This is a genomic window from Actinoplanes sp. TBRC 11911, from assembly GCF_012933445.1.
In the GTDB taxonomy this organism is placed as follows: Bacteria; Actinomycetota; Actinomycetes; order Mycobacteriales; family Micromonosporaceae; genus Actinoplanes.
Map to the genome: position 1 here is coordinate 101,059 of NZ_JABBNC010000002.1, position 24,474 is coordinate 125,532.

The window sequence follows — 24,474 nt, forward strand, 5'->3', positions numbered from 1 at the left end:
GAGATGAACGGCATGGCAGGTTGGGCGGTGATCATCCCGGCGGATCAATGGGCGACCGAGCGGCTGTACCACCACGACTCGGTGACAATCGACGTCGGCGCGGGCACGCTGGCGCCCGACGACGAGGTGCTGGTCGTCGCCGACGGCGGCGTGGTGGCGCTGGCCCGGGCCGCGAAGGTCGACGATGATCGGCTCGTCCTGACCTACCTGCGGCGTGCCTTCGACGCCCCGGTGCCGGCCGAGGCGTTGGCGCTCGGCACGGCTCCGGGCGTGCTGCCGGTCGATCCGTCGGTGTTCCGCGCGGTGGCCGCCCGCGTCGGCGGGGAGCCGCCGCTCGCCGGGCGCACCGAGTGGCTGGTCAGCGTGGCCCTGCCGATCGAGGCGGGCACCCCGGCCGAGGCTGTCCGGCAGTTCTGGTCGCACGTACGCGAGATGGGGCCGGCCGAGCTTCCGACCTACGTCTGGCCGTCCGGCGACGAGCTGGCGATGCAGGTCTTCGTCCTGGGCGAGGAAGCCAACCAGGACCCTGAGGAGGAAGACGAAGAAGCGGAAGAGGAGGACTGAGCCGGGCACGAAGCCCGGCGTCAGCGGCCCTGGCTGGCGGCCCTTTCCGGCGGCCCGGCTGGCTGCCCCGGCTTACTGGCTGCCCCGGCTTACTGGCTGCCCCGGCTTATCTGCCTTCGAAGACGGGCTTCTGTTTGGCGACGAAGGCGCTCACCGCCGCCTTGTGGTCGCCGGTGCCGCCGCAGATCGCCTGCGCCTGCGCCTCGGCGGCCAGCGCGTCGGACAGCGTGCCGGCGTCCCCGATGGACAACTCTCGCTTGATCGCGCCGTAGGCCACCGTCGGCCCGGCGGCGAGGCGCGCGGCCAGTTCCTGGGCGGCCGGCAGCACCCGCTCGTCGTCCTCCTCGAGCCGGGAGAGCATCCCCATCCCGTACGCCTCCGGAGCCCGCACCGGTTCGGCCAGCATGAGCAGCTCCAACGCCCGGGCATGCCCGACGATCCGCGGCAGCGACCACGAGACCCCGCTGTCCCCGGCGAGCCCGACATTCGCGAACGCCATCAGGAACGACGTCTTCGGCCCCCCGATCCGGAAGTCGGCGAGCAGCGCGAACGACGCCCCCGCCCCGGCCGCCGTTCCGCGCACCGCGGCGACCACCGGCTTCGGCATGCTCGCTAATCGCTGCGCGATCGGGTTGTAGTGGATCCGCACCGTGTTCAGATCGGTCCGCCCCGACTCCAGATCCTCGGCGTGCTCGCGCAGATCCTGCCCGACGCAGAACGCCTTGCCCGCCCCGGCCAGCACGATCGCCCGGCACGATTTGTCCGTCTCGAGCGTGGCGAGCGTGTCGCGCAGCGCCTCCTTGAGGTCGACATCGAGCGCGTTCATCGCCTCGGGCCGGTTGAGCGTGAGCGTGACGACCGCATCGGTGCGGTCGACGAGCAGGCTGTCAGTCATTGGTCGAGAATCCCATACGGTTGCGACTCGCTGACTGTAGGCATCGCTCCACATAGCGGTCCGCGGCGGGCCGCAACCGGGCCGCGTGCCGGTCGAAGAACCCGGCCGCGCTCACCCCGGGCCAGCGCGGCGGCAGCAGCGAGGCCGGCAACTGCGGATCCCGGAACAGAAAGTTCCGCCAGGCGTGCACCAGCAGGAACCGGGCCGCGTACGCCTCCTCGTCGGTGCTCTTCGCATTCACCGACGTCACCACCGGCCGCAGGTCGGCCACGAAATCCTCGTAGGACCGGGCGAGCTCGGGCAGGTCCCAGGCGCGGCCCACGACGTCCGCGGCACCCGACGACCCCGCCGCGTGCCCGGCGCTGAACCGTTCGTAGCGCACCCGCGCGGCGGTCAGCACGGTGTCGACCTCGTCGGCGTGCCGCGGCGCCACCCACGCATGCTCACCCAGCGATCCGTAGCCCAGGAACGCCATCCGGCTCGCGTCCCGCTTGGTGAGCGGCGCGTGCAGCACGATCAGATCGAAGCGACCGTCCCATCCGGTGCGTCCGGTGCGATAGATCCGGGCCGCGGCCTCGTCCAGGCGGCGGGCGGCTTTCGGGGTGAGCAGATAGCCCGGCCCGGAGACGAGTCGCATAGGGTGCAGCCACCCTTGACGGACCATCCGGGACACCGCGGTGCGGACCGCCGGAGGGGCGATGCCGAGCGGCGCCAACAGCTTGACCAGGGCGGCGACCGGTGCCCGGCCGCCCCGCGGGCGGAGGTAGTCACCGTACAGGTCGAAGAGTGCCGACCGCGCCTGCATGACCGCACATTGTGACAGCCCAAAAGACGATATGCTAGACGCTGTCACATCCGCCCGGGCTGGGTTTGGGTTCGCCGGTGTTCATCAGGGAAAATGTTTGATCGGCACGGTGGGCCGGGTCGCGGAAGACGCGCGAAGGCCCTTCGGCGGCCGGTCGGATACGAGGTACCACGTTACGTGGGGCTGAGCACGTGACGTTGAGGAAGTGGCTGTGGGGCAACCCACCGACACCCTGATGTGGGTCTGAGGGGAGACAAGATGGCGGCGATGAAGCCGCGGACGGGCGATGGTCCGCTGGAGGTCACCAAGGAGGGTCGTGGCATCGTCATGCGCGTCCCGTTGGAAGGTGGTGGCCGTCTCGTCGTTGAGATGACTCCGGACGAGGCCAACGCGCTGGGTGACGCGTTGAAGGCGATCGCCGGCTGACGTTTCACGCGAGCCCGCCGGTACGGTACCGCCCGCACCGGCGGGCTTTCCATGTCTTCCGAAAAGGTCATCCTCCCGGGTGTCACCGTTTGACCGCGGTGAGCAGCCCGGCCCCGGACGGGACCACCGCCGGGATCCACTCCTCGGACTCACGCACCGCGCGCACCGTCTCGCGGATGGTCAGCGTATCCACATCGCGGGCCGACGGATCGCTGATCCGGCCGTCGGCCATGATGCCGTTGACCGCCAGCACCCCGCCCGGACGCAGCAGGCGCAGCGCCGCGTCGGTGCACGCGCCGATCTCGGTCGCGTCCGCGTCCACGAACACCATGTCGTAGACCCCGTCGGCCAGCCGGGGAAGCACGTCCAGCGCACGGCCCGTGATGATCCGGGTACGCGACGACGCGAAGCCCGCCTCGACGAAGATGCGCCGGGCGATGCGCTGATGCTCGTTCTCCACGTCGATCGTGGTGAGCACCCCGTCCGCACGCATGCCGCGCAGCAGCCAGGTGCCGCTGACGCCGGTCCCCGTACCGATCTCCACCACCGCCTTGGCATTGCCCGCGGCAGCGAGAAGACGCAGCACGGACCCGGCGCCCGGGGTGACGCTGTCGAGGCCGAGCTCCAGCGCGAGACTGCGGGCGGTCTGCAGAACGATGTCCTCGCTGGCGTACGCCTCGGCGAAATGCACCGACGGAGGCGGGCCGAACGGGCGGGCTGACGGGACGATGACGACCTCCGGGCAACGATCGGATGCGCGAGGAGGAACCCGCGCACATCGGATAAGAGAGTAGGCCGATGCTCTCTTGGGATGCATCGGGCCGTCGATGCATAAACGGGCCGGGCGAAGGCGCGGGTCGGGATCCGTGTCATTCTGGAGGGCGAGCGACGCTCATGACGGACCACGAGTGGAGGCACAGACGTGACCGACGGCTGGAACGTTCGCCCGGCTTCCGCGAACCCGCCTCCCGGTCCCACGAGCCCGCCGTCCGGTCCGACCAGCCTGCCCGCCGGCCCGCCCGACCGTCAGGCCTGGTGGTCCGACGCCCTGGCCGACCCGTGGCGTGACCCGAACGCCCCGACCGCGGTCGTCATGCAGGCTCCCGAGACGACCGCCGCGCCGCAGCCGGAGCCGGTCGTCGATCCGAACGCGCCACGCCGCTCGCTCACCCCGGTCTTATTGATCTGCCTGATCACGGCGTTACTCGCCGGCGGCTTAGGCGGCACGCTGGGCTACCTGTTCGCGGTGCGCAGCGGCGTCGGCGGCGGCGCCGGCACCCAGTTGGGCGCCGCCAACGCCTCGGAGCCGCCGGCCGCGGCGAACCGGCCCGCCGACTCGCAGGCCGGGGTCGCGGAAAAGCTGCAGCCCAGCGTGGTGACGGTCCGCGTGACCGGCGCGATCGGCTCCGGGTTCGTGGTCTCCCGGGACGGCTACGTGATCACCAACGACCACGTGGTGGAGGGCGCCGACGGCCGGATGTCCGTTTCGTTCAGCGACGGCTCCAGCGCCCAGGCGAGCCTGGTCGGGCGCGACCCGGAATCCGACATCGCGGTCATCAAGGTCTCGAAGAAGAATCTCACACCGGTCGCGCTCGGTAACTCCGACCAGGCTGCGGTCGGTGACCACGTGCTGGCGTTCGGTTCGCCGCTCGGTCTGACCAACACCGTCACCGAGGGCATCGTGAGCGCCCTCGACCGCACCATCCAGTCCGACGAGGGCGGCACCACCCGCTACTACGCGGCCATCCAGACCGACGCCGCGGTCAACCAGGGCAACTCGGGTGGCCCGCTGGTCAACTCGGCCGGCCAGGTCATCGGCGTCAACTCGGTGATCCGCTCGGTGGGCGCACAGACCGACGCGGGAAACATCGGCCTCGCCTTCGCCATCCCGATCAACCAGGCCAAGCGGCTCGCGACCGACATCATCGACCACGGCAAGGCCCGCCGTACGGTGATCGGCGCCGACGTGTCCATGGGCAACAGCACCACCGGGGCGCGGCTCCAGACGGTCCAGCCGTCCGGTCCGGCCGCGGCCGCCGGTCTCAAGGCCGGCGACGTGCTCACCAAGCTCGACGGTCACGCCATCGAGGACGGCACCGACCTGGTCGCTCTCGTCCGCAAGTACGCTCCCGGCACAGTGGTCGCGGTGCAGTACCGTCGCGGCAGCTCGACCGGCAACGCCTCGGTGACATTGGCGGCCGACTCCAACTGATCGCTTGGCGGACTGCCGCCGGACAGATTGCGTGCGTAGTCTTGGGCGCGGACGCTAGGAGGCCGTCTCATGTTCGAGAACCTGAACTGGTGGGAGATCGGTGCGCTGCTGATGCTGGCGCTGCTGATCTTCGGCGAGCGACTGCCCAAGGTGATTGGCGACGGCCTGCGCATGCTGCGTGGCCTGCGCGCCATGGCGCAGAACGCGACGAGTGACCTGAGCCGTGAGCTCGGCACCGACATCCAGCTTCAGGATCTGCATCCGAAGGCGTTCATCCGCAAGCACCTGATCAGCGAAGAGGACGAGGCCGCGCTGCGCAAGCCGCTGCAGGGCCTGCTCGACGACGTGAAACAGGACCTCAACGGCGTCAAGCAGGACCTGAGCGAGGTCGCGACCGCCGCCGACATCAAAAACCACACGGCGCCCTCCGTGTCGGCCGAGCAGCCGGCACGCAGGACGCCGTCGTTGGACTTGGACGCTACATAAGAGCGGTCAGTGCCGGGCGGCCACTGAGAGGCCGAGCGGCTTGCCGACCAGGGACTCGCGCCGCACCGCCAGCCGGTCCGCCACCGCGTCGAGCGCCTTGGCCGCCGGAGCGTCCGCATCGGCCAGCACGATCGGCCGGCCCGCGTCGCCCGCCTCACGGACCCGGGTGTCCATCGGGATCTGCCCGAGCAGCGGCACCGAAGCGCCGATGGTCTGGGTCAGCGAGTCGGCAACGGTCTGACCGCCGCCCGCCCCGAAGACCTCCATCCGGCTGCCGTCCGGAAGCTCCAGCCACGACATGTTCTCCACGACGCCGACCAGGCGCTGGTGCGTCTGCAGCGCGATCGCCCCGGCCCGCTCGGCCACCTCGGCGGCCGCCGTCTGCGGGGTGGTGACCACCAGGATCTCCGCGTTCGGCAGGAGCTGGGCCAGCGAGATCGCCATGTCGCCGGTGCCCGGGGGCAGGTCGAGCAGCAGCACGTCCAGCTCGCCCCAGAACACGTCGGCCAGGAACTGCTGAAGCGCCCGGTGCAGCATCGGGCCACGCCACACCACCGCAGCGTTACCCGCGGTGAACATCCCGATCGAGATCACCTTCACGCCGTGTGACTGCGGCGGCATGATCATGTCTTCGACCCGGGTGGGACGCCCGTCCACACCCAGCATCCGGGGCACCGAGTGGCCGTAGATGTCCGCGTCGACCACGCCGACCGACAAGCCCCTCTTCGCCAGGGACGCGGCCAGGTTGACCGTCACACTCGATTTACCGACGCCACCCTTGCCACTCGCCACGGCGTACACCCTGGTGCGGGAGCCGGGCTGAGCGAAAGGAATGACCGGTTCGGCGGCACCGGAACCGCGCAGCTGGGTCTGCAGCGCCTTGCGCTGCTCCTCGGTCATCACGCCGAAATCGATGGTCACCGACTCGATCCCAGGGATCTTGGTGAGCGCGTCGGTGATGTCCACCGTCAGCTTGTCGCGCAGCGGGCAACCCGCGACGGTGAGTAAGAGCTCGACGTTGACCGCGCTTGTCGCGACGGTGAAGCCCTTGACCATGCCGAGTTCGGTGATCGGGCGGCGGATCTCGGGGTCGTCGACCGTGGCCAGCGCGGTCTGGATCGCGTCCTCGAGAGTGGGGGCGGGAGCGGACATGTGGCCCACTCTACGTCGAGTCAGGGACGGTCGTTTTCCCAGTCCTTGCGTTCCTCCTCCCACTCCGACCGGGCCCTTTTCTCCCGGCGCAGCGCCGCTTCGTCCAGCTCGTCGGCCAGCCGCGCCAGCTCGCTGCGCAGGAAGTCGCGGGTGGCCACCTCGCCCAGCGCGATCCGCAGCGACGCCAGCTCACGGGCCAGGAACTCGGTGTCCGCCTTCTGCATCGCCGCGCGCCGGCGGTCCTCCTCCATCGCCAGGCGGTCACGGTCGGCCTGCCGGTTCTGCGCGAGCAGGATCAGCGGCGCCGCGTACGAGGCCTGCAGAGAAAGAATCAAGGTCAAGAACGTGAACGTGTACGGGTCGAAGCGCACGCCCTGGGGAGCGAGCGTGTTCCACCCGAACCAAAACAGGATGACGATGGTCATCCAAACGATGAACTGGGCCGTGCCCATGAACCGGGCGATGTTCTCCGACCAGCGGCCGAACGTCTCCGCGTCGAAATGCGGCAGCCGCACCCGGGCGCGCTCGACGGGCTGGTCCAGGCGGTCGCGGCGCGGCTCGGTCACGGCGCCACCTCGTCCAGCCCGGCGACGTCGGTGTCCTTGTCCCGCCAGTCCCGGGGCAGCGAATGATCGAGCACGTCGTCCACCGTCACCGCACCGACCAGCCGGTTCGTCTGGTCGATGACCGGCATCGCGACCAGGTCGTACGTCGCCATCTGCTTGGTGATCACGCCGAGCGGGGTGGCCGGGCGCAGCGGCTCGATGTCGTTGTCGACGATGCCGCCGAGGATCGACGACGGCGGCTCCCGCAGCAGCCGCTGGAAATGCACCATGCCCAGGTACCGCCCGGTCGGCGTCGCGGACGGGGCACGCGCCACGAACACCTGGGCCGCCACCACCGCGGACAACTCCGGCTCCCGGATCCGGGCCAGCGCCTCGGCCACCGTGGCGTCCGGCGTCATGATCACCGGCTCCGAGGTCATCACCGCCCCCGCCGTACCCGGCTGGTAGTTCATGAGCTGGCGGACCGGCGCGGCCTCCTCCGGCTCCATCAGGTCCAGCAGCACCGCCTGCTCGGTCTTGGGCAGCTCGCCCAGCAGGTCGGCGGCGTCATCCGGGTCCATCCGCTCCAGCACGTCGGCCGCCCGCTTGCGATCCAACCGCACCAGGATCTCCACCTGGTCGTGCTCGGGCAGCTCCTCCAGCACGTCGGCCAGCTGGCGGTCACTGAGCGCCGCCGCCACCTCGTTACGGCGGGTGTCCGGCAGATCCTGCAGGGCGTTCGCCATGTCCGCCGGCTTCATCTGCTCGAGCAGCGCGATCAGATTCGAGGTGCCCTGCGTGTCGGTCGGACCGAACAGGTTGAGCACCCGGTCCAGGTCGGCCTGGAAGACGTGACCGCGCCGGGTCAGCCGGCCGGTCAGCTCACGCACCCCGACCCGCGTCACCAGCCACTCGTTACTGCGGTTCTGCTCCATCGCGATGTCCACAACCGTGGCCGGTGTCCGGTTTTCTGAGCCGTCCTCGGGCACCACCGTGACCCGCCGGTCCAGCAGGTCCTCGACCACGAGCAGCTCGTTCGGCCGCTTCTCGAACCGGCGCAGATTCAGCATGCCGGTGCCGAGCACCGCGGCGTCCGCGTCCATCGACGTCACCCGCCCGATCGGCAGGAAGATCCGCCGCCGCAGCGCCATCTCGGCGACCAGCCCCACCACCTGCGGCGGCCGGTTCGTGGTCCGCAGCCGCACGACGGCATCCCGGACGCGCCCGACCCGGTCCCCGTTCGGGTCGAACACGGGCAGGCCGGCCAGCCGAGCCAGATATACCCGCGTCCCCATGGTCATATATTCAGCCTAGGTTAGGGTCCGGACATGTCCACCGTGGCGTACGAGATCGTCGACGTGTTCACCGATCGCCCGTTCGCGGGAAACCCCCTGGCAGTCGTGTACGGCGCCGCCGACCTCGCCGGTGACCAGATGCACACGCTGGCCCGCGAGTTCAACCTCGCCGAGACCGTTTTCGTGCTACCGCCGACCACCGATCAGGCGACCTACCGCGCCCGGATCTTCACCCCCGAGGCCGAGCTGCCGTTCGCCGGTCACCCCAGCGTCGGCGCCGCGGTCACCTCCATGCGCCGCGGCCTGTTCGAGGCCGGCCCGGTGGTGCAGGAGTGCGGCGCGGGCCTGCTGCCGATCGAGGTCGGCCCGTCCTCCGCGGTCCTGACCGGCGGCACCCCCACGCTGGGCGAGCCACTCGATCCCGCCGAGCTGCTGGCGATGGCCGGTCTGGGTGCCGACGCCTACGCCGGCTCCGACCTGGCTGCCCCACGTTCCGCCGGGTGCGGCCTGCCCTGGGTGTTCCTTCCCGTACGCCGTGACGCCCTGCCCGCGATCCGCATCGACGACGTGGCAGCGGCTCGCCTGGGCGTCACCGAGCTGTCCGTCTTCTCCTGGGAGGACGGCGAGGCGCGAGCGCGCGTCTTCGTCCCCGGCGCCGCCGTCCCCGAGGACCCGGCCACCGGCTCCGCCGCCCTGGGCCTGGGCGTCTGGCTGGTCGCGTCGGCCCTGCTCCCACCCGAGGGCACGTCCACCTACCGCATCCACCAGGGCATCGAGATGGGCCGCCCGTCCTTGCTGGAATGCACGGTAACCGCCGCCGCGGGCGCAGCCACCTCGGCAACGGTGGCCGGCCACGTCGCTCCGATAGCCAGGGGCGAGATCACCGTCCCACCCTTCATCGGCTAACAACCCGGCCAGTTTCCACAACAGCCCCCCGTCCACAGGCCCCCCACCACCCCCACCCCATTTCCGCGATAATGCAAGGCGGGGGCACCCCCAGGGAGGGTGGGCTCTGAGGTTTGGGGCCATGATCGGTAGGCGCCGCCGCGTGGCAACGGATGCTGGCCACTATGGCCGTTTTGTCCCCCGCGTCATGGTTGCCCCCGCAGCCTTACGGCGTTTTACGCGAGAATTTTGAGACCTTGGAGAGTTGTGGTCGATATGTGGGCGCAACTCTCCAAGGTCTCGAAATCAACCGACATTCGCGAGTCACAAAGGCTGCCATATGTGGGCAGAGCAACCGTCCTTTTTGGACCAACGTCCACATTGTGAGCCTCAGCGTTCGAATCATGAGAATGCTCAGGGGTGCATCCTCGTGTGCCAGCGCCCCCGGCGCTAGCTCAGCCGAGTAAGGCATGCCATACCAGGATGAATCGGACACCCGTCGCCGATCAGTGCATCCGGCGGCAGGAGGGTGCGGTTTCGTAGCCCTGAACGCAGGCGCGGGTGATCGTCGCGCCGGAAATCCTCGGGACGATCGGCCAGATACCCGCAAACCCCTGCCCGGCCATCCCGATCACCATGCTCGACCAGCCGTACCCCTCCGGGCGGCAGCGCCATGACGCGCGCTAACGGCGCCGGACTTTGTGCAGCTTGAACGGGCGCTTCACCGGGACGGTCGCCGGGGTGTCGCGCAGTGGCTCCGCACCTGAGCTCGAAGACAGGTCCGGCGCGGTGACCGCTTTATCCTGATCCGGGGTTAGCCGCACAACGGAAGCGCCGGACGACACCCACCGCGCGATCAACTGATCGGCCGTGCCGGAGGCGTTCAGGCGCTTCGAAGCCAGCTGCGGCGCGACCGTCTCCCAATCCTCGCTGCCCGGCTGCACACGCGCGACCGCCATCTCGCTGACCACGATCAAGCCGCCGTTGTCGCCGCGCAACCGCACCTCCACCCGGCGCGCGTCGGCCAGCCCGGGAGCGAACTGCTCACCAGGCCCACTCACCACGATCAGCGCGCCGTCCAGGGGCATGCACCACAGCGCCAGGGCGGGCGCGCCGCCGACCGAGATCCAGGCGAGCGTGGCCTTCTTCAGAGCCTCTTCGAGAACCGCGGCGGTCACCCGGCGATCCTATGTCCCGCTGTCACCAGGGTGCGGTCGACGAGGCCGACGATCTCGGTGAGGGAGCGGACCGTACGGCCGGCGAAGTTGGTGTCCGCGTCGAAGACCAGGTGGTTCGCGAGATCGGGGGCGGCCAGACGTACCGGCGTCATGCCGACCGCTGCGGCGCCGCTGAGTTCGTGGCTGCCGCCGTCGCCCACGTAGAGGCATTCGCGAGGCTGGACGCCCAGCTCGGCACACGCGGCCAGATAGATCTTCGGGTCCGGCTTGCACACGCCGAGGCGTACGGAATAGATCTTGGCGTCCAGCAGGGGCGCGACCGGCAGGCTCGGCAGGAAGGCCGGGAGCTCGTGGGTGCAGTCGCTGATCAGGGCGGTGGCCAGGCCGCGCCGCCGGAGGGCGGTCAGCACGCTCACCGCGTCGGACCGTAACCGCGTGTCAGCCCGCAGCGCGTTCACCCGGGCCGGCACCGCGGCACGCACCTGGGACGCCTGGGGGCGGCCGCCGGCCTGCTCGATGACCCATCGTAGGGTTGCCTCCGCGGAGCCGTACCGGCCTCGCGCCCGCGCCCGGAACGTTCGATCGAGGACGCCGCGCACGGCCTCGGGCTCGACGCCCAGGGACCGGGCGAGCTCGGCGTGCTGCGGACCGCGCTGGACAGATCGGGTTAACGTGCCGAAAAAGTCAAACACGACCGCACCGTATGCGGGCATGGTAAACCAGCCTCCCGGGCATTGACGGGTGGAAAGTGGGCAGGAGAAAACCTCGTGACTGTAACGACACCCTCACTTTCCGTTCAATAGCGATCGACAAACGGTGCTGCTCAGTGACGCAAGAAGCGACCCCCGGGGATGAATGAGCGTTCATCGCCGCAAGGGCCCGCATTGCCAACCGTTCTCGCGCTCACGGTCGCGGTTCTCGCGGTCTCCTCGTCGGCGCCGCTGATCGCGTTCGCGGCCGCTCCGGCGCTGGCCATCGCGTTCTGGCGGAACGCGATCGCGTCCGTGGTGCTGACCCCGATCACGTTCGGGCCGCGGCGCACCGAGATCCGCGGGATCACCCGCCGTGACGCCTTGTTCTGCGTGCTCGCCGGGGTGGCGCTGGCCGCGCACTTCGGCACCTGGATGCCGAGCGTGCAACTCGGCTCGGTGGCGACCGCGACCGCGCTGGTCGCGACCCAGCCGGTCTGGCAGGGGCTGATCGCGATGATCCAGGGCCGGCGGCCGTCGCGGGCGGGCTGGCTCGGCATCGCGCTCGCGGTGATCGGCGCCGCGTGGGCCACCGGCGTCGACGTGAGCGTCTCGGGTCAGGCCGTGTTCGCCGACGTGCTCGCGCTGCTCGGCGGCATCGCGGCGGCCCTCTACACCGCGCTCGGCGAACGGTCGCGTGCCCGGCTCAGCACCACGACGTACACCTGGATCTGTTATGGCACGTGCGCGATCCTGCTGCTGGTCGTCTGCCTGAGCGCCGGGATCCAGCTGACCGGCTTCGACGGGCGTACGTGGGCAGCGATCTTGGCCATTGTGGCGGGCGCGCAGCTGCTGGGGCACTCGATGTTCAACTACGCGCTGCAGCACACGTCGGCGACCACGGTGAGCGTGCTGATCCTGCTGGAGGTGCCCGGCGCCGCCCTGATCGCCTGGCTTTGGCTGGGTCAGACGCCCGAGCCGGCGGCGCTTCCCGGCCTGGCGATCCTGCTGTCCGGGGTGGTCGTCGTGGTGCTCGGCGCCGCCCGCGAGCGTCAGGCGCAGCTCGCGCTGACCCCCGGCCTAGCCGACTGACCGCCTCGATCGTTTAGCCCTCCGGGGCCGTTGCCTGGCGTGCCGCGTCCGGCTCCGGTAGAGAGGGGGAATGCGATGCGCCGCGGTCGATTCGGGGCAGTCCTTCTGCTGGCGGTTCTCATGACCGGCGGTTGTGCCGACGAGGAGCCGAACTCGATCGACGAGGCCGGTGTGATCGGCGGCTGGGCCACCGCCGGTTGCGGACTCACCCGCCTTCCCGCGTACGCCTCCGGCATGCCGATCACCCCCGCCAAGCTGAACGCCGTGATGACCGAGATCGAGAAGGCCGGGCGCCGTGACTACGCGGACAGCTATGCCGGGCTTTCGGTCGATCAGGAGCACGTACGCGCGTACGTCTACCGGGTTCCGTCGGTGACCTTCGACGATTTCATCCGCCGGACCGCCGAGGATGTGTGCATTCTGGTCCGAGACGCGGCTAACACGGCCGTCGACCTGTCCTACTGGCATGACCGGGTGCTGGCCGACCTCGCGTACTGGACCCACGAAGGCGTCCGCATCGTCTCGGTCGGGGCCCGGCACGACGGCTCGGCTGTGGACATCGGCACCCGCGACGTGGAACGCGCCCGCCGCGAGCTGTCGGCCCGTTACGGAGCGCGAGCGCCGCTGCACTTCCTCGAGGAGGGCCCGGTCCGCCCCTTGGACTGACTTTCCTGTCCACCCCTACCGAACGCGCTTTACGCCACATACCCCGCAATGTTGCTCTGGGTTGCGGGACACGGCAGGATCGCCGCATGGTCTTCGACGCCCGCGTCGCCGGCGCCAGCCGTCCCGCTTCGTCTTCGGGGGCCTCACCTTTGGAGGCTTCGGAAGTCTCACCTGTGGAGGGGAAATGACCGAGACGGAAACAACGGCGGACGAGGCACCCGTCACACTGCGTCTGGACGGCAAGATCGCGTTGGTGACCGGGGCGGGCAGTCCCGACGGCATCGGCTACGCGACCGCACGCCGCCTGCGTGACCTGGGCGCCCGTGTGGCGATCGTGTCCACTACGCGGCGTATTCACGACCGCGCGGCGGAACTGGGCGTCACCGGCTTCGTGGCCGACCTGACCGACGAGGCCGAGGTGGGCGCCCTGGCCGACGCGATCACCGACCAGCTCGGCGACGTCGAGGTGCTGGTCAACAACGCCGGCCTGGCGAGCCGGGCCTCGCCGGAGGTGTTGCGCCCGGTCTCGCAGCTCACCTACGACGAGTGGAAAGCCGAGATCGACCGCAACCTGAGCACGGCGTTCCTGTGCAGCCGGGCGTTCCAGGGCGGCATGGCCGAGCGGGGCTGGGGCCGCATCGTCAACCTGGCGGCCACCGCGGGCCCGGTGAACGCACTGCCCACCGAGGCGGCGTACGCGGCGGCGAAGGCCGGCGTCGTCGGCCTGACCAGGGCGCTGGCGATGGAACTGGTCGCCGACGGCGTGAACGTCAACTGCGTGGCCCCCGGCACGATCTACACGGCGGCCTCCACGGTCACCGAGATCAAACAAGGCCTGGGTACGCCGATAGGCCGCCCCGGAACCCCCGACGAGGTGGCCGCCGCGATCGCGTTCCTGTGCTCCCCGGCCGCCTCGTACATCACCGGCCAGATGCTGGTGGTCGACGGCGGCAACAGCGTCCGGGAGGCGGAGTTCCGCTGACCGTGCCATCCGGGCCGGCCCGCCGTGGGCCGGCCCGCATGCGTGTCAGAAAGTGCCAGTGGCGCCGTCGGTGAAGGCGACCGCGATGAGCACCCCGTAGCCGACGCAGAGCAGTAGCCCGACCGCGGTGAAGGCGTACCCGATCGCGAGCCCCGCGGTGGCCAGCCCGCCACCTTCTTCGCCGCTGTCCCGGATCTGCCGCTTCGCGAGGTGCCCCATGACAACCCCAGCGACCGGAAACACAAACGCGAACACCAGCGAGAGGATCGCCAGGGTGTTCGTGGGTTTGACGGCCCCGTAGGCGGGAGCCCCATAGGCGGGCGGCACCCCGTAGGGCGGTTGCCCGTACGCCTGATTGGCACCCGTCGCGTAGCCCCCACCGGGGGTGTGCGAGTGGGCCGGCGGCGTGTAGGGGTCGGGCGCCCCGGCTGCCGGCGCGTAGGGGTCGGGCGCCTCGGCTGGCGGCGCGTACGGGCTGGGCGCTCCGGCTGCCGGCGTGTAGGGGCTGGGCGCCCCGGCTGGCGGCGCGTAGGGGCTGGCCGCCCCGCCCGGCGGCGTGGACGCGTCGGGTGTCCCGTATGGCTGCCCGAAGCCCCCTGGCGCTTGTCCCGGTTGCCCGTAATACGCGGTCGGATCCGGCTGTCCGGGCGCGGCCTCGCCGGAGAAGGCCCGCGTCGGATCCATCGGCGGCACGGAGGGCTGCGGTGTCTGCGCAGGCTCCGGCGGACCACCGGGCGGCGGATATGTCATAGAAGCTCCTCCTAGTTCCCCGGAACCGTACTAGTCCCACCGAAACCGGAGCACACGTTATTCGATACCCCCGAAAACAAGAGCCATTTTCCCGTTCAGCCCGCAGCGGTCCGCGGCCGCGTCGTCGCGCCGCCCAGCCGGACGGCGCTCGCCATGCGAAGCCGTCCGCTCCGGCGGGTGGCTGAGGCGGAAGCTGCCAGCTCGGAGATGTTCGCTGTGCCGAGGTGGTTGAGCGGCGTTGGAGGCAGGCCCCGGGCGCGAGGTCGTCTGCGCGGGTTGCTGCGGCGCGTGAGTTGGCTTGGCCCCAGGCGGGCGCGGCGCAAGGGGTCAGCGGAGCTTTGTCAGCGCGGCTGCTGCTCGTTCGACCGCTATGCAGCGGTCCTCTACGTAGTCGATGCCGGCCTCCTCAGCCGAGCGGCGGGCCTCGGTGGAGATGATGCCTGTCTGGAGCCACACGGCCGGGGCCTTGATCTCGATGGCCTGGCGTACGACCTCTAAGGCGTCGTGGGATGGGCGGAAGATGTTGACTAAGTCGATGGGCTCGTCGATGTCGGCCAAGGTGGGGACCGTTTTGAGGCCGAAGATCTCGTCGGTGAAGGGGTTCACGGGGATGATTCGCCAGCCGTGGCGGAGGATCTGGCGGGGGACCGAGTGAGCCGACTTTGACGGGTCACGGGACGCGCCGACGACGGCTATGACGTTGGCATCCGCCAGAATCTGTTGTGCAGTTCTCACTCCATCGACATTAGTCTCGCTCCCGTCTCCGCCGTCAGATCAGTTGGTCACAGCAAGGTCATCTGTTCCGGCTCGGCGCCGGAGTCGGTGTCGGGTGTGGTGTTGTCGCCCAGGTCGTCGACCACCACGCGCTCGGAGAAGGGCCGGCCGCGCAACAGGCCGTGGCGGCGAGCGGCCATCCGGACCCGGGCGGCGATCTCCTGCTGGTAGGTCTGCGGCAGGTACGAACCCTTGCGGTAGAGCTCGCGATACGTCGCCGCCAGTTCCGGGTGTGTGCGGGTGAGCCACGCGGCGTACCACTCGCGGGCGCCAGGGCGCAGGTGCAGCGGGATGGGCGTGACACTCGAGGCGCCGGTGGCCGCGATCGCCGCGACGGTCTCGTCGATCGACTCGTCGGTGTCGGTGAGACCGGGCAGGATCGGTGCCATCAGCACGCTCACGTCAAAACCGGCGTCGGTGAGGCGGCGCACCGCGTCCAGGCGGCGGCGTGGGCTCGGCGTGCCCGACTCGACGGCCCGCCACATCGTCTCGTCGACGAAACCGATCGACATCGCGACGCCGACCCGCGTCACCTCGGCGGCCTGTTTCAGCAGATCGAGGTCGCGCAGGATGAGCGTGCCCTTGGTCAGGATCGAGAACGGGTTGGCGTGATCGCGCAGAGCCGTGATGATCTCCGGCATCAGGCGGTACCGGCCCTCGGCGCGTTGGTACGGGTCGACGTTCGTGCCCATCGCGATCGGCTGGCCGGACCAGCGCGGTGCGGCCAGCTCCTTGCGGACCAGCTCGCCCGCGTTCACCTTGACGACGACCTTGGTGTCGAAGTCGTGGCCGGCGTCGAGGTCGAGATAGGTGTGCGTGTTGCGCGCGAAGCAGTTGTGGCTGACCACGCCGTCGGCGATGAAGTCGCCCGTGCCGGTGGAGATGTCGAACAGCGGCAGCGTGAGGCCGAGATCCTCGATGTCGACGACCGCTAGCTCGCGGCTGCCGCGCACGCCTGCCCCGGAGGCGTCCAGCGGGGCGTCGGTCACGCCGGTGAGGTGGCGGAAGCGCAGCGCGGCCCAAAGGTCGCGGTCGATCTCGACGGTGGCCGGGCCGCCGCGGCGGCCACGCACCGGGCTGCGGCTCGGCAGCCCGAGATGGGTCAGCGCGTCGGTCACCCGGCTGAGGAACAGCTGATCGGTGCTGGCGAACGTGACGGCGAGCCGGTCGGCATGCCCGGCGGCGCCGAACGCACCCGCCAGGAAACCGCGGTACCACGCGGAGGTCGGTATCTCCGGCCATCGCAGCGCCTCGTGCAGCGGGATCTCCTGGAGATACGCGTCGGCGCGTGCCCACGCCGCGCCCTGCGGCGCAGGGTGGTCGGCTCGGGAGGCGTCGCCGCGGACCAGGCCGCAGAGGAAGCCGGCCTGGTAGTCCGGGGACTCCTTGGGCGGCTCGGCGAAGCGGCCGACGCCGAGCATCAGGTCGCCGACGGCCAGCGCGGGCTGGTGGGCCTCGGCGGGGCTGACGTGGCGCCAGCCGCGGTCGGTCAGGAACCGGTGATCGCCGCTGGCGACCAGGCGGGTGCCGTCGGCGAGGGTCACACGGAAGGCGGGCTTGGTGGTGGACCAGTGGTCGAGGACCGTGGTCGGCACATACCGCCGGCAGACGCCGGCGCCCATCGTGCCCATCACGGCGTCGCCGGGGCGCAGCTCGGCGAGCGGCCGGGTGGAGCCGTCGGCCATCAGGATCGGGGTGTCGCCGGCCAGGCAGTAGGCGCAGGCGTGGGAACACCCGCGATAGGGGTTTATGGTCCAGTCGAACGGCACGCGGGAAGCTCCGGGAACCCGGTTGATGAGGCTCTTCGCTCGAATCTCGTAGAACGTCATGCCGGCGAAGCCGGGCGTGTCGAACGTGCGGACCGTGGCACCGGGCAGCGCCAGTGGCAGGGGTGTCGCCCCCGGCGCTGCCCTGTCCAGGAGCGAATCGCCGTCGGTGGGAGCCGACAGGTGAGACCATCGCATGACGGAATTCGAACACATGTTCGATCCCGCTGTCCACTCAACCCGGTGTGTCGGTCCGCACGGCGTGTCGATCAAGGCGGGCACGCGTACCGGAGAAAAGAGAAAGGGCCCGCGGACCGAAACCGGTCCGCGGGCCCCTCGCTATATTTACCGAGCTCAGTGGCTGTGCGCGGCGAGCTGCTTGCGCACCTCGTCCATGTCGAGCTTCTCGACCTGGTCGATCAGGTTCTCGAGAGCCGACTCCGGCAGGGCGCCGGGCTGCGCGAACACGATCACGCCGTCGCGGACCGCCATGAGGGTCGGGATCGAGCGAATGTCGAACTTCGCCGCGAGCTCCTGCTGGTCCTCGGTGTCGACCTTGCCGTACGTGATGGTCGGGTGGTTCTCCGAGGAGCGCTCGAAGGTCGGCGCGAACCGGTGGCAGGGTCCGCACCAGTCGGCCCAGAAGTCCACCAGGACGATTCCGTCCTTGGCGGTGACCTCGTCGAAGTTCTCAGCGGTCAGTGCAACCGTCGCCATGATGTCTCCGTCCCGGGAAATTTGGCTTGCGTGCGTTGTAACCCATCATCCCCACTCGCCATTCCCACCACGTGCGCAGCGACACATCTCGCCATCGTGAAAAATGAAACGCGGTGTTGGTCGGGGGCAACTCATCGTAACGATAACGAAGCAACACGCTTGCGTTCTCGAAGCAACTTGTAACGTCTGCTTTGCCGTGCGTAATCCCGACATCGCACGCCGGGCCGGGACACGTGGCAGCTCATGACCGAGATCGATGCGACGCACGGTAACGAATAACAAAGTTAATTGTGAGTTGAGTCACAACTGAGGAACCTTCACATGCATACGCACGGTGAGGCAGACTTGCCCTTCAACAGAGCGTGGGCGGCGGGTGCCGGGGAGGGCCCCGCCGCTCATTGCGTCTTCACCCGGCTGGGTTAGCGTAACCGCCCATGATTGCCGGTGAGGACGAGTCCGCCGAGGTCGGCGTGGGGCCATGGCAGGGCGAGTGGCCGACCGATTCCCGGTACGACCCGGAATTGCTCGCGCACGGTGATCGACGCAACGTGGTCGACCGTTATCGCTATTGGTCGCGCGAAGCCGTCGTCGCCGATCTGGACACCCGCCGGCACGAGTTCCACGTCGCCATCGAGAACTGGCAGCACGATTTCAACATCGGCACCGTGGTGCGCAACGCCAACGCGTTCCTCGCCGCCGAGGTGCACATCGTCGGGCTGCGGCGCTGGAACCGGCGTGGCGCCATGGTCACCGATCGCTACCAGCACGTCCGCCATCACCCCACGATCGAGGACTTCACCGCCTGGGCCGCCGGGCAGGAGCTCCCGGTGATCGGGATCGACAATTTGCCCGGTTCGCGGCCGATGGAGACGACGACGCTCCCGCGCCGATGCGTTCTCCTTTTCGGCCAGGAGGGGCCCGGGCTTTCCGAGCCGGCGCGGGCCGCCTGCTCCCAGCTCTTCTCGATTGCCCAGTACGGGTCGACGCGCTCGATCAACGCCGGAGTCGCCAGCGGTATCGCGATGCACGCGTGGATCCGGGCGCACGCGGGACCGCCCCCGACCTGAGCGGCACCCCCTCGGGGTGAAATCCTCCGATCGGCCCCGGTTCTGGCGATCCGCTTGACGGGGACCCCCGGTGCCATCACGGTATGTGTGTGGGTGTCACCGTCAGTTGCCCCAGGTGCGGAGCGCAGGTCCGGAAGCCGGATCTGATGCATAGCGGCTGGCGTTGCGACACGTGTGGCGAGGTGCCCCCGTTCCACGTGGCCGAGCACATCAACGCGGAGATCGTCGAGAGTGTGCTGCGGCATGACGTTGCGACCGCCGAGCGGGTGCCCTTCTGGTGCCCGTGGCCACTCCCCGCCGGGTGGATGGTGACCGGTGTCGGCTGGGCGGGTGACGATCGTACGGGCGTACGCGCGACCGCCCTGTCCTGCAGTGGCCCGGAACCGCTCGGCGGCGGCCCGGCCGATGTGATGCTGATCGCCGAGATCCCCGGCGTCGGGCTCGGTACGCGTTTTGCCGGGATTCCGGGCACCGACCCGGGCTATTTGATTGCCGAGGCACTCGCCGACCCCAATGGACACGCGGGTCCACATGCCAAGATCAAGGCAGCTGGGCACCCTACTCCACTGTGGTGCGTCAAGTCCCCAGAGGATCGAAGCGCCTACGTGAGTGAGGCCAAAGGAATGTGGCTCTATGCGGTAGCGTGGCCGGCAAGCGCGGGTTACTTCCTAGCGGAGCACGTGGTCCTGCACGATCTTTGCGAGGGGGTGCCACCCGAGCTTGTGTACGGAGCGCCGTCTCCGTACCTGCATGGACGGGTCTGATTCGAGGGTCCTGACCAGCGGGAACGGTATCGGCTTTTCGGGCACATTGTTCACACCGAGCGACGAAGCTGATACCGTCAGTACTGCCGCGGCGCTGACCGTCACCCGCACTAACAGGAGAAGGCCCGCCATGATCAAGAAGGTTCTGACCTGGCTTGGTATCGCGTTCTTGATCTTTTTCATCGCCTTCAACCCGAACTCGGCGGCATCCGTCTTCGAGTCACTCGGGGGCACGATCGCCGACATTGCCCGAGGCTTCGGCACGTTCTTTACGAACCTCGTCGCTTAGCATCTCCACATGGGGAGTCCGGCTGAGCCACACGAGCCTCGAGGTGAGGGTGCTGGTCGCCCTCAGGACGACGACGACTTCACGTACCACGACCCGGCGTTGGATCCGGACGGTGAGTACGCACGTCGCCGCCCCTATTCGGACGGTCCCGGCTTCTCGCCGGATGCGGGTTATGCCGAGGATGCCGGTTATGCGACCGACCCCGGTGAATACGAAGCTCCGGTGTTCACTCAGGAGGAGCTGCAGGGTCTCGGCCCCGAGGGTGGCGGCGGCGGACCGCGCCGGGTGCTGCCGCTCGAGGACGAGCCGACCACACTGGTCGCACGCTATCTCTTCCCGACCGAGCGATACCGCGGCGAGTGGAAACGCCACTGGATCCACCTCTCCGCTCCACTCGCGATCGGCGCCGGCGCGACGCTCGCTCTCGGCTATCTCGCCGGCTTCCTGACCAGGCAGAACATCGATGGTCTCGTCACCGTCGCGGTGCTCATCTGGCTCGCCGTGATCGGCTGGGTGGCCTGGAAGGTCTTCGACTGGTACTTCGACCGGTTCATCCTGACCAACAAGCGAGTGATGGTCGTCAACGGCATCGTCACCCGTAAGGTCGCGATGATGCCGCTGCTGCGGGTCACCGACATGAAGTACGAGCAGTCCGCGCTCGGGCGCATGCTCAGCTACGGCACGTTCGTGCTCGAATCGGCCGGCCAGGATCAGGCGCTGCGCGAGGTCAAGCATCTGCCCAACCCCAACGAGCTTTATCTACGCGTCGTCGAGGAGATGTACGAGCCGCAGGCCGTCGAGGCGCGACTCGGCAAGGACGGCGAAGGGGACGACGCCTGATCGGCAGCCTTTGATGTCTGCCGTGTGATGAAGGGATCTCGTGGCAACACGGTCGCGGGGTGTATCCGGCCGGTAGCGTTTCCGGGTGGCCCGAATCGACCTGCACTGCCATTCGACCGCCAGCGATGGCACGCTGACCCCCGCGCAGCTGGTGCGGGCGGGCGCGGCGGCGGGTCTGACCGTCATGGCGATCACGGACCACGACACCACCGGCGGGTGGGCGCAGGCCGCCGCGGCACGCCCGGAGGGTCTGCGTCTGGTCCGCGGCGCCGAGCTGTCCTGCCGCTGGTACGGCGCCGCGCAGTACCCGATCGCCCTGCACATGCTCGCCTACCTGTTCGACCCGGACGAGCCGCGGCTGGCCGCCGACCTGGCCGAGCTGCGGTCCGATCGTGAGCAGCGCGGTGAGAAGATCGTCGAAAAGTTGCGCGCCGACGGCGTTCCGATCACCTGGGGCGAGGTGCGCGACTACGCCGCGGGTGGCTCGGTGGGGCGCCCGCACATCGCGCAGGCCCTGATCCGGGCCGGGCTGGTCCGCACCACGAACGAGGCGTTCGCCTCCCGGTGGCTGGGCGCACGCTACTTCGTACCCAAGGCCGATCTTGATGTTTTTGAGGCCGTACGCGCTGTTCGGGCGGCCGGCGGAGTTGCCGTGTTCGCGCATCCGCGGGCCACGGTGCGCGGGCGGGTGGTGCCGGATCAGCTGATCGAGGAGCTCGCCGACGCCGGCCTTTTCGGACTCGAGGCGGGCCACGAGGATCACTCGCCCGCCGAGCAGGCCGACGTGCGCGCCCTGGCGGACCGGCTCGGACTGGTCGTCACCGGATCGTCGGACTTCCATGGGACGCACAAGACGGTCGAGCTGGGTGCCTACACGACGGACCCGGAGGCGTACGAGAAAATTGTGTCGGCGGCCACCGGCGTCACCGTCCTCGGGTGAGACCTGCCGCAGGGTCTGCCCGAAACGGCGGTTCGCCCCTAGCTTGATCCGGTGAATCTCAAGTTCCTGGGCGAAGTCTTCGTGACGTTGTTGGTGATCGTCGACCCGCCGGGCATGGTGCCCGTCTTCCTGGCCATGACCAGCGGGCTGACGCATCGGGATCGGATCAAGGCGGGGACGTCGGCAGTTTTGCTCGCGTTAGCCGTGATCGTCGGGTTCGCGGTGGCGGGCCGGCAGCTGCTGGATTACCTCCACGTGCAACTGCCCGCGCTGCAGGGCGCCGGCGGACTGCTGCTCATCCTGGTCGCGTTGGAGCTGCTCACGGGCAAGAGCGACGGGCTGGACGCGGACATCCAGACGACCAACGTCGCGCTGGTTCCCATCGGTACGCCGTTGCTGGCCGGCCCTGGCGCGATCGTGGCCACGATGCTGTTCGTGCGGCGGGCCGAGGGTCCGGCCGACTACGTGCTGATCGGCGTCGGCATCGTGCTGGTGATGTTCGTGGTGTGGCTGGTGCTGCGCTACTCCGGGCTGATCGTCAAGCTGTTGCGACCGGCCGGAATCGAGGTTCTGACCCGCATCGCCGGGCTGCTGCTGGCCGCGATCGCAGTCCAGTTGATCGCGGATTCGGTGTTCGCGTTCGTGCGCCTCTACGGCGGCTGACCGAATTCTTGTCATACGGTGCTGGCAGGATTACCGCGTGCCTTCCACCCGACCCCGCGGTCTTCCCTCCGCCGGTGCTGCGGTCCCCGAGCAGCTCGGCTTCGACGGCATGCCCGAGCGGCTGTTCGTCTGCACGCCGAGCAGGCTGGGGGCGTTCGCCGACTGCCCACGGCGCTATCGCTACACCTATGTTGATCGTCCGGTGCCGCCCAAGGGCCCGCCGTGGGCGCACAACTCGCTGGGTGCGAGTGTGCACACCGCGCTGAAGAACTGGTATGCGCTGCCGGTCGATCGGCGCGGGCGCGACGCGTTGCCGCAGCTTCTCAAGGCCACGTGGGTTCGCGAGGGCTATCGCGACGTCGACCAGGAGCGTGCGACGTATCGGCACGCGCTCAACTGGCTCGACGCGTACGTGGCCGGTCTTGATCCGGACGACGAGCCGCTCGGGGTGGAGCGGGTGGTGGCGACGAAGACGGCGGTGCTGGCCTTCAACGGGCGAGCCGACCGCATCGACTCGCGCCCCGGCGCGGAGGGGCCCGAGGCGGTGATCGTCGACTACAAGACCGGCCGCAGCGGGCTGGCGGCCGACGACGCGCGCGGGTCGCAGGCGCTGGCGCTCTACGCGTACGCCGCGCAGCGCGTGTTCCGGCGCCCGTGCCATCGGGTGGAGCTGCACCACCTGCCCACCGGGACGGTGGCGGCGCATGAGCACACCGAGGAGTCGCTGGCCCGTCACCTGCGGCGGGCCGAGGACACGGCGCGCGACATCATGGCCGCCGAGCGGGCGGTGGCGGAGGGTGCGGATCCGGACGCGGAGTTCCCGACGAATCCGGGCTCGTTGTGTGGCTGGTGCGACTTCCGGAAGTCGTGCCCGGCGGGGGTGGAGGTGACGGCGAAGGAGCCGTGGTCGGCGGTGGAGCATTTGGGCAGCTGAATCCGGCGAGCAGGGCCAGCGCACCGCGCGGAGGTGAGCAGGCGGGCCGCGAGGCGGTGGGCAGGCGGGGTCGGGCCGAATGTTCGGCCGGGTCAGTTCGCGCTGCGGCCGGGTGCCGGCGGCTGCGGTGGGCTAGCGGCCGACTCGTGCCAGGGCCTCCTGGCGTAGCGCGCTCGCGCGGTAACGGGGCGGGAGGGTGGCCAGGGCCGTGGCGATGAGCAGGCGCAGGCTGCGAGCGGACAGGGCGGCGGTCCAGTCGGTCGTCGGCCAGCCCGGGCCGCCGTACAGGCGGCGGGCCCACGGCGGGAGCAGGCCCATCGCGGTGGCGGCGACGCCGAAGTATGCCCAGCGGGTCGGGCCCAGCGTCAGGCCCAGGCGTAACGCCGGGCTGCCCCAGCTCTCCGGGACCGGGGGGACGGTCAGGAACAGGGCGGTTTCCGCGCTGTCGCGGGTGAGGGCCAGGTCGGGGCGCATCTTCTCGTAGTAGGCGTCGACCTCGGCGGCCGTGGCGGGGACGGTGGCCGGGTCGAGGCCGACCAGTTCGGCGGCGCGGACCTGCTCGGTGTAGTAGGCGTCCACCTCGTCGGGAGTCAGTTTGACGCCGGCGCGGATCCCGGTGGTCAGGAACGACTCGACCTCGGCGACGTGCACCCAGCGCAGCAGGTCGGGTTCGTCGACGCGGAAGCGCTCGCCGGTGCGCGAGTCGACCGCGGACAGCCTCGAATGCAGGCGGCGCAGGCGGCCCGAAGCCCGCTCGACGTCGGACATGGTGCCGTAGACGACCGTCCCCACGTAGTCGGACGTGCGCATCAGGCGACCCCACGGGTCGCTGCGGTAGGCGGAGTTCTGGGCGATCGCGGCGACCGCGCGCGGGTGCAGCGCCTGCAGGTAGAGCGAGCGCAGCCCGCCGAGCAAGAGGATCGGCTCGCTGTGGAGCTTCCAGGTGATGGAATCCGGGCCGAACAAGCCGACGTCGCCACTCATGCTGTCAAGACTGCCACGCCCAGTTGAACTCGTTCAAGTTGTGCGACAGAGCATGGGTGGCAGGGGCCGGAAGCCGGGTGGCGTGCGTTCGCGCGACGGTGAGCAGCCGTAAAA

General features: G+C 69.6%; 28 protein-coding genes. 15 read left to right on the forward strand and 13 right to left on the reverse strand.

The window, feature by feature from the left end:
* Window positions 1-3 precede the first annotated feature (3 nt).
* Window positions 4-564, forward strand: coding sequence for a hypothetical protein (locus tag HH310_RS03480; protein ID WP_169173919.1), 561 nt, complete (start codon window positions 4-6; stop codon window positions 562-564).
* A gap of 106 nt (window positions 565-670) precedes the next feature.
* On the opposite strand, the gene HH310_RS03485 is transcribed toward HH310_RS03480, so the two are convergent.
* Together HH310_RS03485 and HH310_RS03490 are read right to left on the reverse strand one after the other, a co-directional pair.
* Entirely contained in the window at window positions 671-1,459 is a 789-nt protein-coding gene (locus HH310_RS03485) for an enoyl-CoA hydratase/isomerase family protein (protein ID WP_169173920.1), read from the reverse strand.
* Window positions 1,452-2,264, reverse strand: coding sequence for a PaaX family transcriptional regulator C-terminal domain-containing protein (locus HH310_RS03490; protein WP_169173921.1), 813 nt, complete (start codon window positions 2,262-2,264; stop codon window positions 1,452-1,454). Before HH310_RS03490 ends, HH310_RS03485 begins: the two co-directional genes overlap by 8 nt.
* Window positions 2,265-2,522: 258 nt before the next feature.
* Between HH310_RS03490 and HH310_RS03495 the strand changes: the two genes are divergently transcribed.
* Window positions 2,523-2,690, forward strand: a complete 168-nt coding sequence (locus HH310_RS03495) for a DUF3117 domain-containing protein (RefSeq protein ID WP_015625691.1) — start codon at window positions 2,523-2,525, stop codon at window positions 2,688-2,690.
* 82 nt (window positions 2,691-2,772) lie between these two features.
* Here HH310_RS03495 and HH310_RS03500 read toward each other — a convergent pair whose 3' ends face one another.
* A complete protein-coding gene (locus HH310_RS03500; protein ID WP_312033806.1) occupies window positions 2,773-3,381 on the reverse strand; it encodes an O-methyltransferase in 609 nt (202 codons plus the stop codon).
* A 231-nt stretch (window positions 3,382-3,612) separates the two neighbouring features.
* On the opposite strand from HH310_RS03500, the gene HH310_RS03505 reads away from it, so the two are divergent.
* Window positions 3,613-4,902 (forward strand): S1C family serine protease, encoded by a 1,290-nt coding sequence (locus tag HH310_RS03505; protein ID WP_396027486.1) that lies wholly within the window; start codon window positions 3,613-3,615, stop codon window positions 4,900-4,902.
* 69 nt (window positions 4,903-4,971) lie between these two features.
* A complete protein-coding gene (locus HH310_RS03510) occupies window positions 4,972-5,388 on the forward strand; it encodes a preprotein translocase subunit TatB (protein ID WP_169173923.1) in 417 nt (138 codons plus the stop codon).
* Window positions 5,389-5,394: 6 nt separating this feature from the next.
* Here the strand turns inward: HH310_RS03510 and HH310_RS03515 are convergent, their stop codons facing one another.
* From HH310_RS03515 to HH310_RS03525, 3 genes are read right to left on the reverse strand one after another with little or no spacing between them, the layout of a single operon-like run.
* Window positions 5,395-6,540 (reverse strand): Mrp/NBP35 family ATP-binding protein, encoded by a 1,146-nt coding sequence (locus HH310_RS03515; RefSeq protein ID WP_169173924.1) that lies wholly within the window; start codon window positions 6,538-6,540, stop codon window positions 5,395-5,397.
* Window positions 6,541-6,560: 20 nt separating this feature from the next.
* Entirely contained in the window at window positions 6,561-7,106 is a 546-nt protein-coding gene (locus HH310_RS03520) for a DUF1003 domain-containing protein (RefSeq protein WP_169173925.1), read from the reverse strand.
* A complete protein-coding gene (locus HH310_RS03525) occupies window positions 7,103-8,386 on the reverse strand; it encodes a magnesium transporter MgtE N-terminal domain-containing protein (protein WP_169173926.1) in 1,284 nt (427 codons plus the stop codon). Before HH310_RS03525 ends, HH310_RS03520 begins: the two co-directional genes overlap by 4 nt.
* A gap of 27 nt (window positions 8,387-8,413) precedes the next feature.
* Between HH310_RS03525 and HH310_RS03530 the strand changes: the two genes are divergently transcribed.
* Complete coding sequence (locus tag HH310_RS03530) at window positions 8,414-9,286, forward strand: PhzF family phenazine biosynthesis protein (protein WP_169173927.1); 873 nt, start codon at window positions 8,414-8,416, stop codon at window positions 9,284-9,286.
* Window positions 9,287-9,948: 662 nt separating this feature from the next.
* Here the strand turns inward: HH310_RS03530 and HH310_RS03535 are convergent.
* Together HH310_RS03535 and HH310_RS03540 are read right to left on the reverse strand one after the other, a co-directional pair.
* Window positions 9,949-10,443, reverse strand: a complete 495-nt coding sequence (locus HH310_RS03535) for a hypothetical protein (RefSeq protein WP_169173928.1) — start codon at window positions 10,441-10,443, stop codon at window positions 9,949-9,951.
* Window positions 10,440-11,156 (reverse strand): HAD family hydrolase, encoded by a 717-nt coding sequence (locus HH310_RS03540; RefSeq protein WP_169173929.1) that lies wholly within the window; start codon window positions 11,154-11,156, stop codon window positions 10,440-10,442. Before HH310_RS03540 ends, HH310_RS03535 begins: the two co-directional genes overlap by 4 nt.
* A 138-nt stretch (window positions 11,157-11,294) precedes the next feature.
* Between HH310_RS03540 and HH310_RS03545 the strand changes: the two genes are divergently transcribed.
* The 3 genes from HH310_RS03545 to HH310_RS03555 all read left to right on the forward strand — a co-directional run bounded on the left by HH310_RS03545 (window position 11,295) and on the right by HH310_RS03555 (window position 13,872).
* Window positions 11,295-12,224: a DMT family transporter gene (locus HH310_RS03545; protein WP_169173930.1), complete on the forward strand. Its 930-nt coding sequence runs from the start codon at window positions 11,295-11,297 to the stop codon at window positions 12,222-12,224.
* Window positions 12,225-12,299: 75 nt separating this feature from the next.
* Entirely contained in the window at window positions 12,300-12,890 is a 591-nt protein-coding gene (locus HH310_RS03550) for a hypothetical protein (RefSeq protein WP_169173931.1), read from the forward strand.
* Window positions 12,891-13,074: 184 nt separating this feature from the next.
* Window positions 13,075-13,872: an SDR family NAD(P)-dependent oxidoreductase gene (locus tag HH310_RS03555; RefSeq protein WP_169173932.1), complete on the forward strand. Its 798-nt coding sequence runs from the start codon at window positions 13,075-13,077 to the stop codon at window positions 13,870-13,872.
* A gap of 45 nt (window positions 13,873-13,917) precedes the next feature.
* Here HH310_RS03555 and HH310_RS45220 read toward each other — a convergent pair whose 3' ends face one another.
* The 4 genes from HH310_RS45220 to trxA all read right to left on the reverse strand — a co-directional run bounded on the left by HH310_RS45220 (window position 13,918) and on the right by trxA (window position 17,879).
* The gene (locus tag HH310_RS45220; RefSeq protein ID WP_312033808.1) at window positions 13,918-14,622 is read right to left on the reverse strand and encodes a DUF4190 domain-containing protein; all 705 of its coding nucleotides are present in this window, start codon (window positions 14,620-14,622) and stop codon (window positions 13,918-13,920) included.
* A 327-nt stretch (window positions 14,623-14,949) separates the two neighbouring features.
* A complete protein-coding gene (locus tag HH310_RS03565; protein ID WP_169173933.1) occupies window positions 14,950-15,357 on the reverse strand; it encodes a CoA-binding protein in 408 nt (135 codons plus the stop codon).
* Between the two features lie 47 nt (window positions 15,358-15,404).
* Window positions 15,405-17,378 (reverse strand): intein-containing Rv2578c family radical SAM protein, encoded by a 1,974-nt coding sequence (locus HH310_RS03570; RefSeq protein WP_396027487.1) that lies wholly within the window; start codon window positions 17,376-17,378, stop codon window positions 15,405-15,407.
* A 138-nt stretch (window positions 17,379-17,516) separates the two neighbouring features.
* Window positions 17,517-17,879 carry a thioredoxin gene (trxA, locus tag HH310_RS03575; protein ID WP_169173934.1) on the reverse strand — a complete coding sequence of 121 codons (363 nt, stop codon included), beginning with the start codon at window positions 17,877-17,879 and terminating at the stop codon, window positions 17,517-17,519.
* Between the two features lie 434 nt (window positions 17,880-18,313).
* On the opposite strand from trxA, the gene HH310_RS03580 reads away from it, so the two are divergent.
* From HH310_RS03580 to HH310_RS03610, 7 genes are all read left to right on the forward strand, one after another.
* Window positions 18,314-18,946 carry an RNA methyltransferase gene (locus HH310_RS03580; RefSeq protein WP_169173935.1) on the forward strand — a complete coding sequence of 211 codons (633 nt, stop codon included), beginning with the start codon at window positions 18,314-18,316 and terminating at the stop codon, window positions 18,944-18,946.
* Between the two features lie 83 nt (window positions 18,947-19,029).
* Window positions 19,030-19,710 (forward strand): DUF6758 family protein, encoded by a 681-nt coding sequence (locus HH310_RS03585; protein ID WP_312033809.1) that lies wholly within the window; start codon window positions 19,030-19,032, stop codon window positions 19,708-19,710.
* Window positions 19,697-19,999: a hypothetical protein gene (locus tag HH310_RS03590; RefSeq protein ID WP_169173830.1), complete on the forward strand. Its 303-nt coding sequence runs from the start codon at window positions 19,697-19,699 to the stop codon at window positions 19,997-19,999. The genes HH310_RS03585 and HH310_RS03590 overlap by 14 nt, the downstream gene beginning before the upstream one ends.
* Before the next feature lie 9 nt (window positions 20,000-20,008).
* Complete coding sequence (locus tag HH310_RS03595) at window positions 20,009-20,839, forward strand: PH domain-containing protein (RefSeq protein WP_169173936.1); 831 nt, start codon at window positions 20,009-20,011, stop codon at window positions 20,837-20,839.
* Window positions 20,840-20,924: 85 nt separating this feature from the next.
* On the forward strand, window positions 20,925-21,779 hold the full coding sequence (locus tag HH310_RS03600; protein ID WP_169173937.1) for a PHP domain-containing protein: 855 nt from the start codon (window positions 20,925-20,927) through the stop codon (window positions 21,777-21,779).
* Window positions 21,780-21,830: 51 nt separating this feature from the next.
* A complete protein-coding gene (locus HH310_RS03605) occupies window positions 21,831-22,442 on the forward strand; it encodes a MarC family protein (protein WP_169173938.1) in 612 nt (203 codons plus the stop codon).
* 109 nt (window positions 22,443-22,551) lie between these two features.
* Window positions 22,552-23,376 carry a PD-(D/E)XK nuclease family protein gene (locus HH310_RS03610; RefSeq protein ID WP_169174324.1) on the forward strand — a complete coding sequence of 275 codons (825 nt, stop codon included), beginning with the start codon at window positions 22,552-22,554 and terminating at the stop codon, window positions 23,374-23,376.
* Window positions 23,377-23,508: 132 nt separating this feature from the next.
* Here HH310_RS03610 and HH310_RS03615 read toward each other — a convergent pair whose 3' ends face one another.
* Entirely contained in the window at window positions 23,509-24,360 is an 852-nt protein-coding gene (locus HH310_RS03615) for an oxygenase MpaB family protein (RefSeq protein ID WP_169173939.1), read from the reverse strand.
* Between the last annotated feature and the right edge of the window lie 114 nt (window positions 24,361-24,474).

Bases quoted from the DNA above. Each gene is read 5' to 3' on its own strand.
- HH310_RS03550 (WP_169173931.1), top strand. From the start codon at position 12,300: ATGCGCCGCGGTCGATTCGGGGCAGTCCTTCTGCTGGCGGTTCTCATG.
- HH310_RS03580 (WP_169173935.1), top strand. From the start codon at position 18,314: ATGATTGCCGGTGAGGACGAGTCCGCCGAGGTCGGCGTGGGGCCATGG.
- HH310_RS03490 (WP_169173921.1), bottom strand. From the start codon at position 2,264: ATGCAGGCGCGGTCGGCACTCTTCGACCTGTACGGTGACTACCTCCGC.
- HH310_RS03540 (WP_169173929.1), bottom strand. From the start codon at position 11,156: ATGCCCGCATACGGTGCGGTCGTGTTTGACTTTTTCGGCACGTTAACC.
- HH310_RS03495 (WP_015625691.1), top strand. From the start codon at position 2,523: ATGGCGGCGATGAAGCCGCGGACGGGCGATGGTCCGCTGGAGGTCACC.
- HH310_RS45220 (WP_312033808.1), bottom strand. From the start codon at position 14,622: ATGACATATCCGCCGCCCGGTGGTCCGCCGGAGCCTGCGCAGACACCG.
- HH310_RS03595 (WP_169173936.1), top strand. From the start codon at position 20,009: ATGGGGAGTCCGGCTGAGCCACACGAGCCTCGAGGTGAGGGTGCTGGT.
- HH310_RS03485 (WP_169173920.1), bottom strand. From the start codon at position 1,459: ATGACTGACAGCCTGCTCGTCGACCGCACCGATGCGGTCGTCACGCTC.
- HH310_RS03515 (WP_169173924.1), bottom strand. From the start codon at position 6,540: ATGTCCGCTCCCGCCCCCACTCTCGAGGACGCGATCCAGACCGCGCTG.
- HH310_RS03615 (WP_169173939.1), bottom strand. From the start codon at position 24,360: ATGAGTGGCGACGTCGGCTTGTTCGGCCCGGATTCCATCACCTGGAAG.
- HH310_RS03590 (WP_169173830.1), top strand. From the start codon at position 19,697: ATGGACGGGTCTGATTCGAGGGTCCTGACCAGCGGGAACGGTATCGGC.
- HH310_RS03510 (WP_169173923.1), top strand. From the start codon at position 4,972: ATGTTCGAGAACCTGAACTGGTGGGAGATCGGTGCGCTGCTGATGCTG.
- HH310_RS03555 (WP_169173932.1), top strand. From the start codon at position 13,075: ATGACCGAGACGGAAACAACGGCGGACGAGGCACCCGTCACACTGCGT.
- HH310_RS03480 (WP_169173919.1), top strand. From the start codon at position 4: ATGAACGGCATGGCAGGTTGGGCGGTGATCATCCCGGCGGATCAATGG.
- HH310_RS03545 (WP_169173930.1), top strand. From the start codon at position 11,295: ATGAATGAGCGTTCATCGCCGCAAGGGCCCGCATTGCCAACCGTTCTC.
- HH310_RS03610 (WP_169174324.1), top strand. From the start codon at position 22,552: ATGCCCGAGCGGCTGTTCGTCTGCACGCCGAGCAGGCTGGGGGCGTTC.
- HH310_RS03585 (WP_312033809.1), top strand. From the start codon at position 19,030: ATGTGTGTGGGTGTCACCGTCAGTTGCCCCAGGTGCGGAGCGCAGGTC.
- HH310_RS03530 (WP_169173927.1), top strand. From the start codon at position 8,414: ATGTCCACCGTGGCGTACGAGATCGTCGACGTGTTCACCGATCGCCCG.
- trxA (WP_169173934.1), bottom strand. From the start codon at position 17,879: ATGGCGACGGTTGCACTGACCGCTGAGAACTTCGACGAGGTCACCGCC.
- HH310_RS03525 (WP_169173926.1), bottom strand. From the start codon at position 8,386: ATGACCATGGGGACGCGGGTATATCTGGCTCGGCTGGCCGGCCTGCCC.
- HH310_RS03570 (WP_396027487.1), bottom strand. From the start codon at position 17,378: ATGTGTTCGAATTCCGTCATGCGATGGTCTCACCTGTCGGCTCCCACC.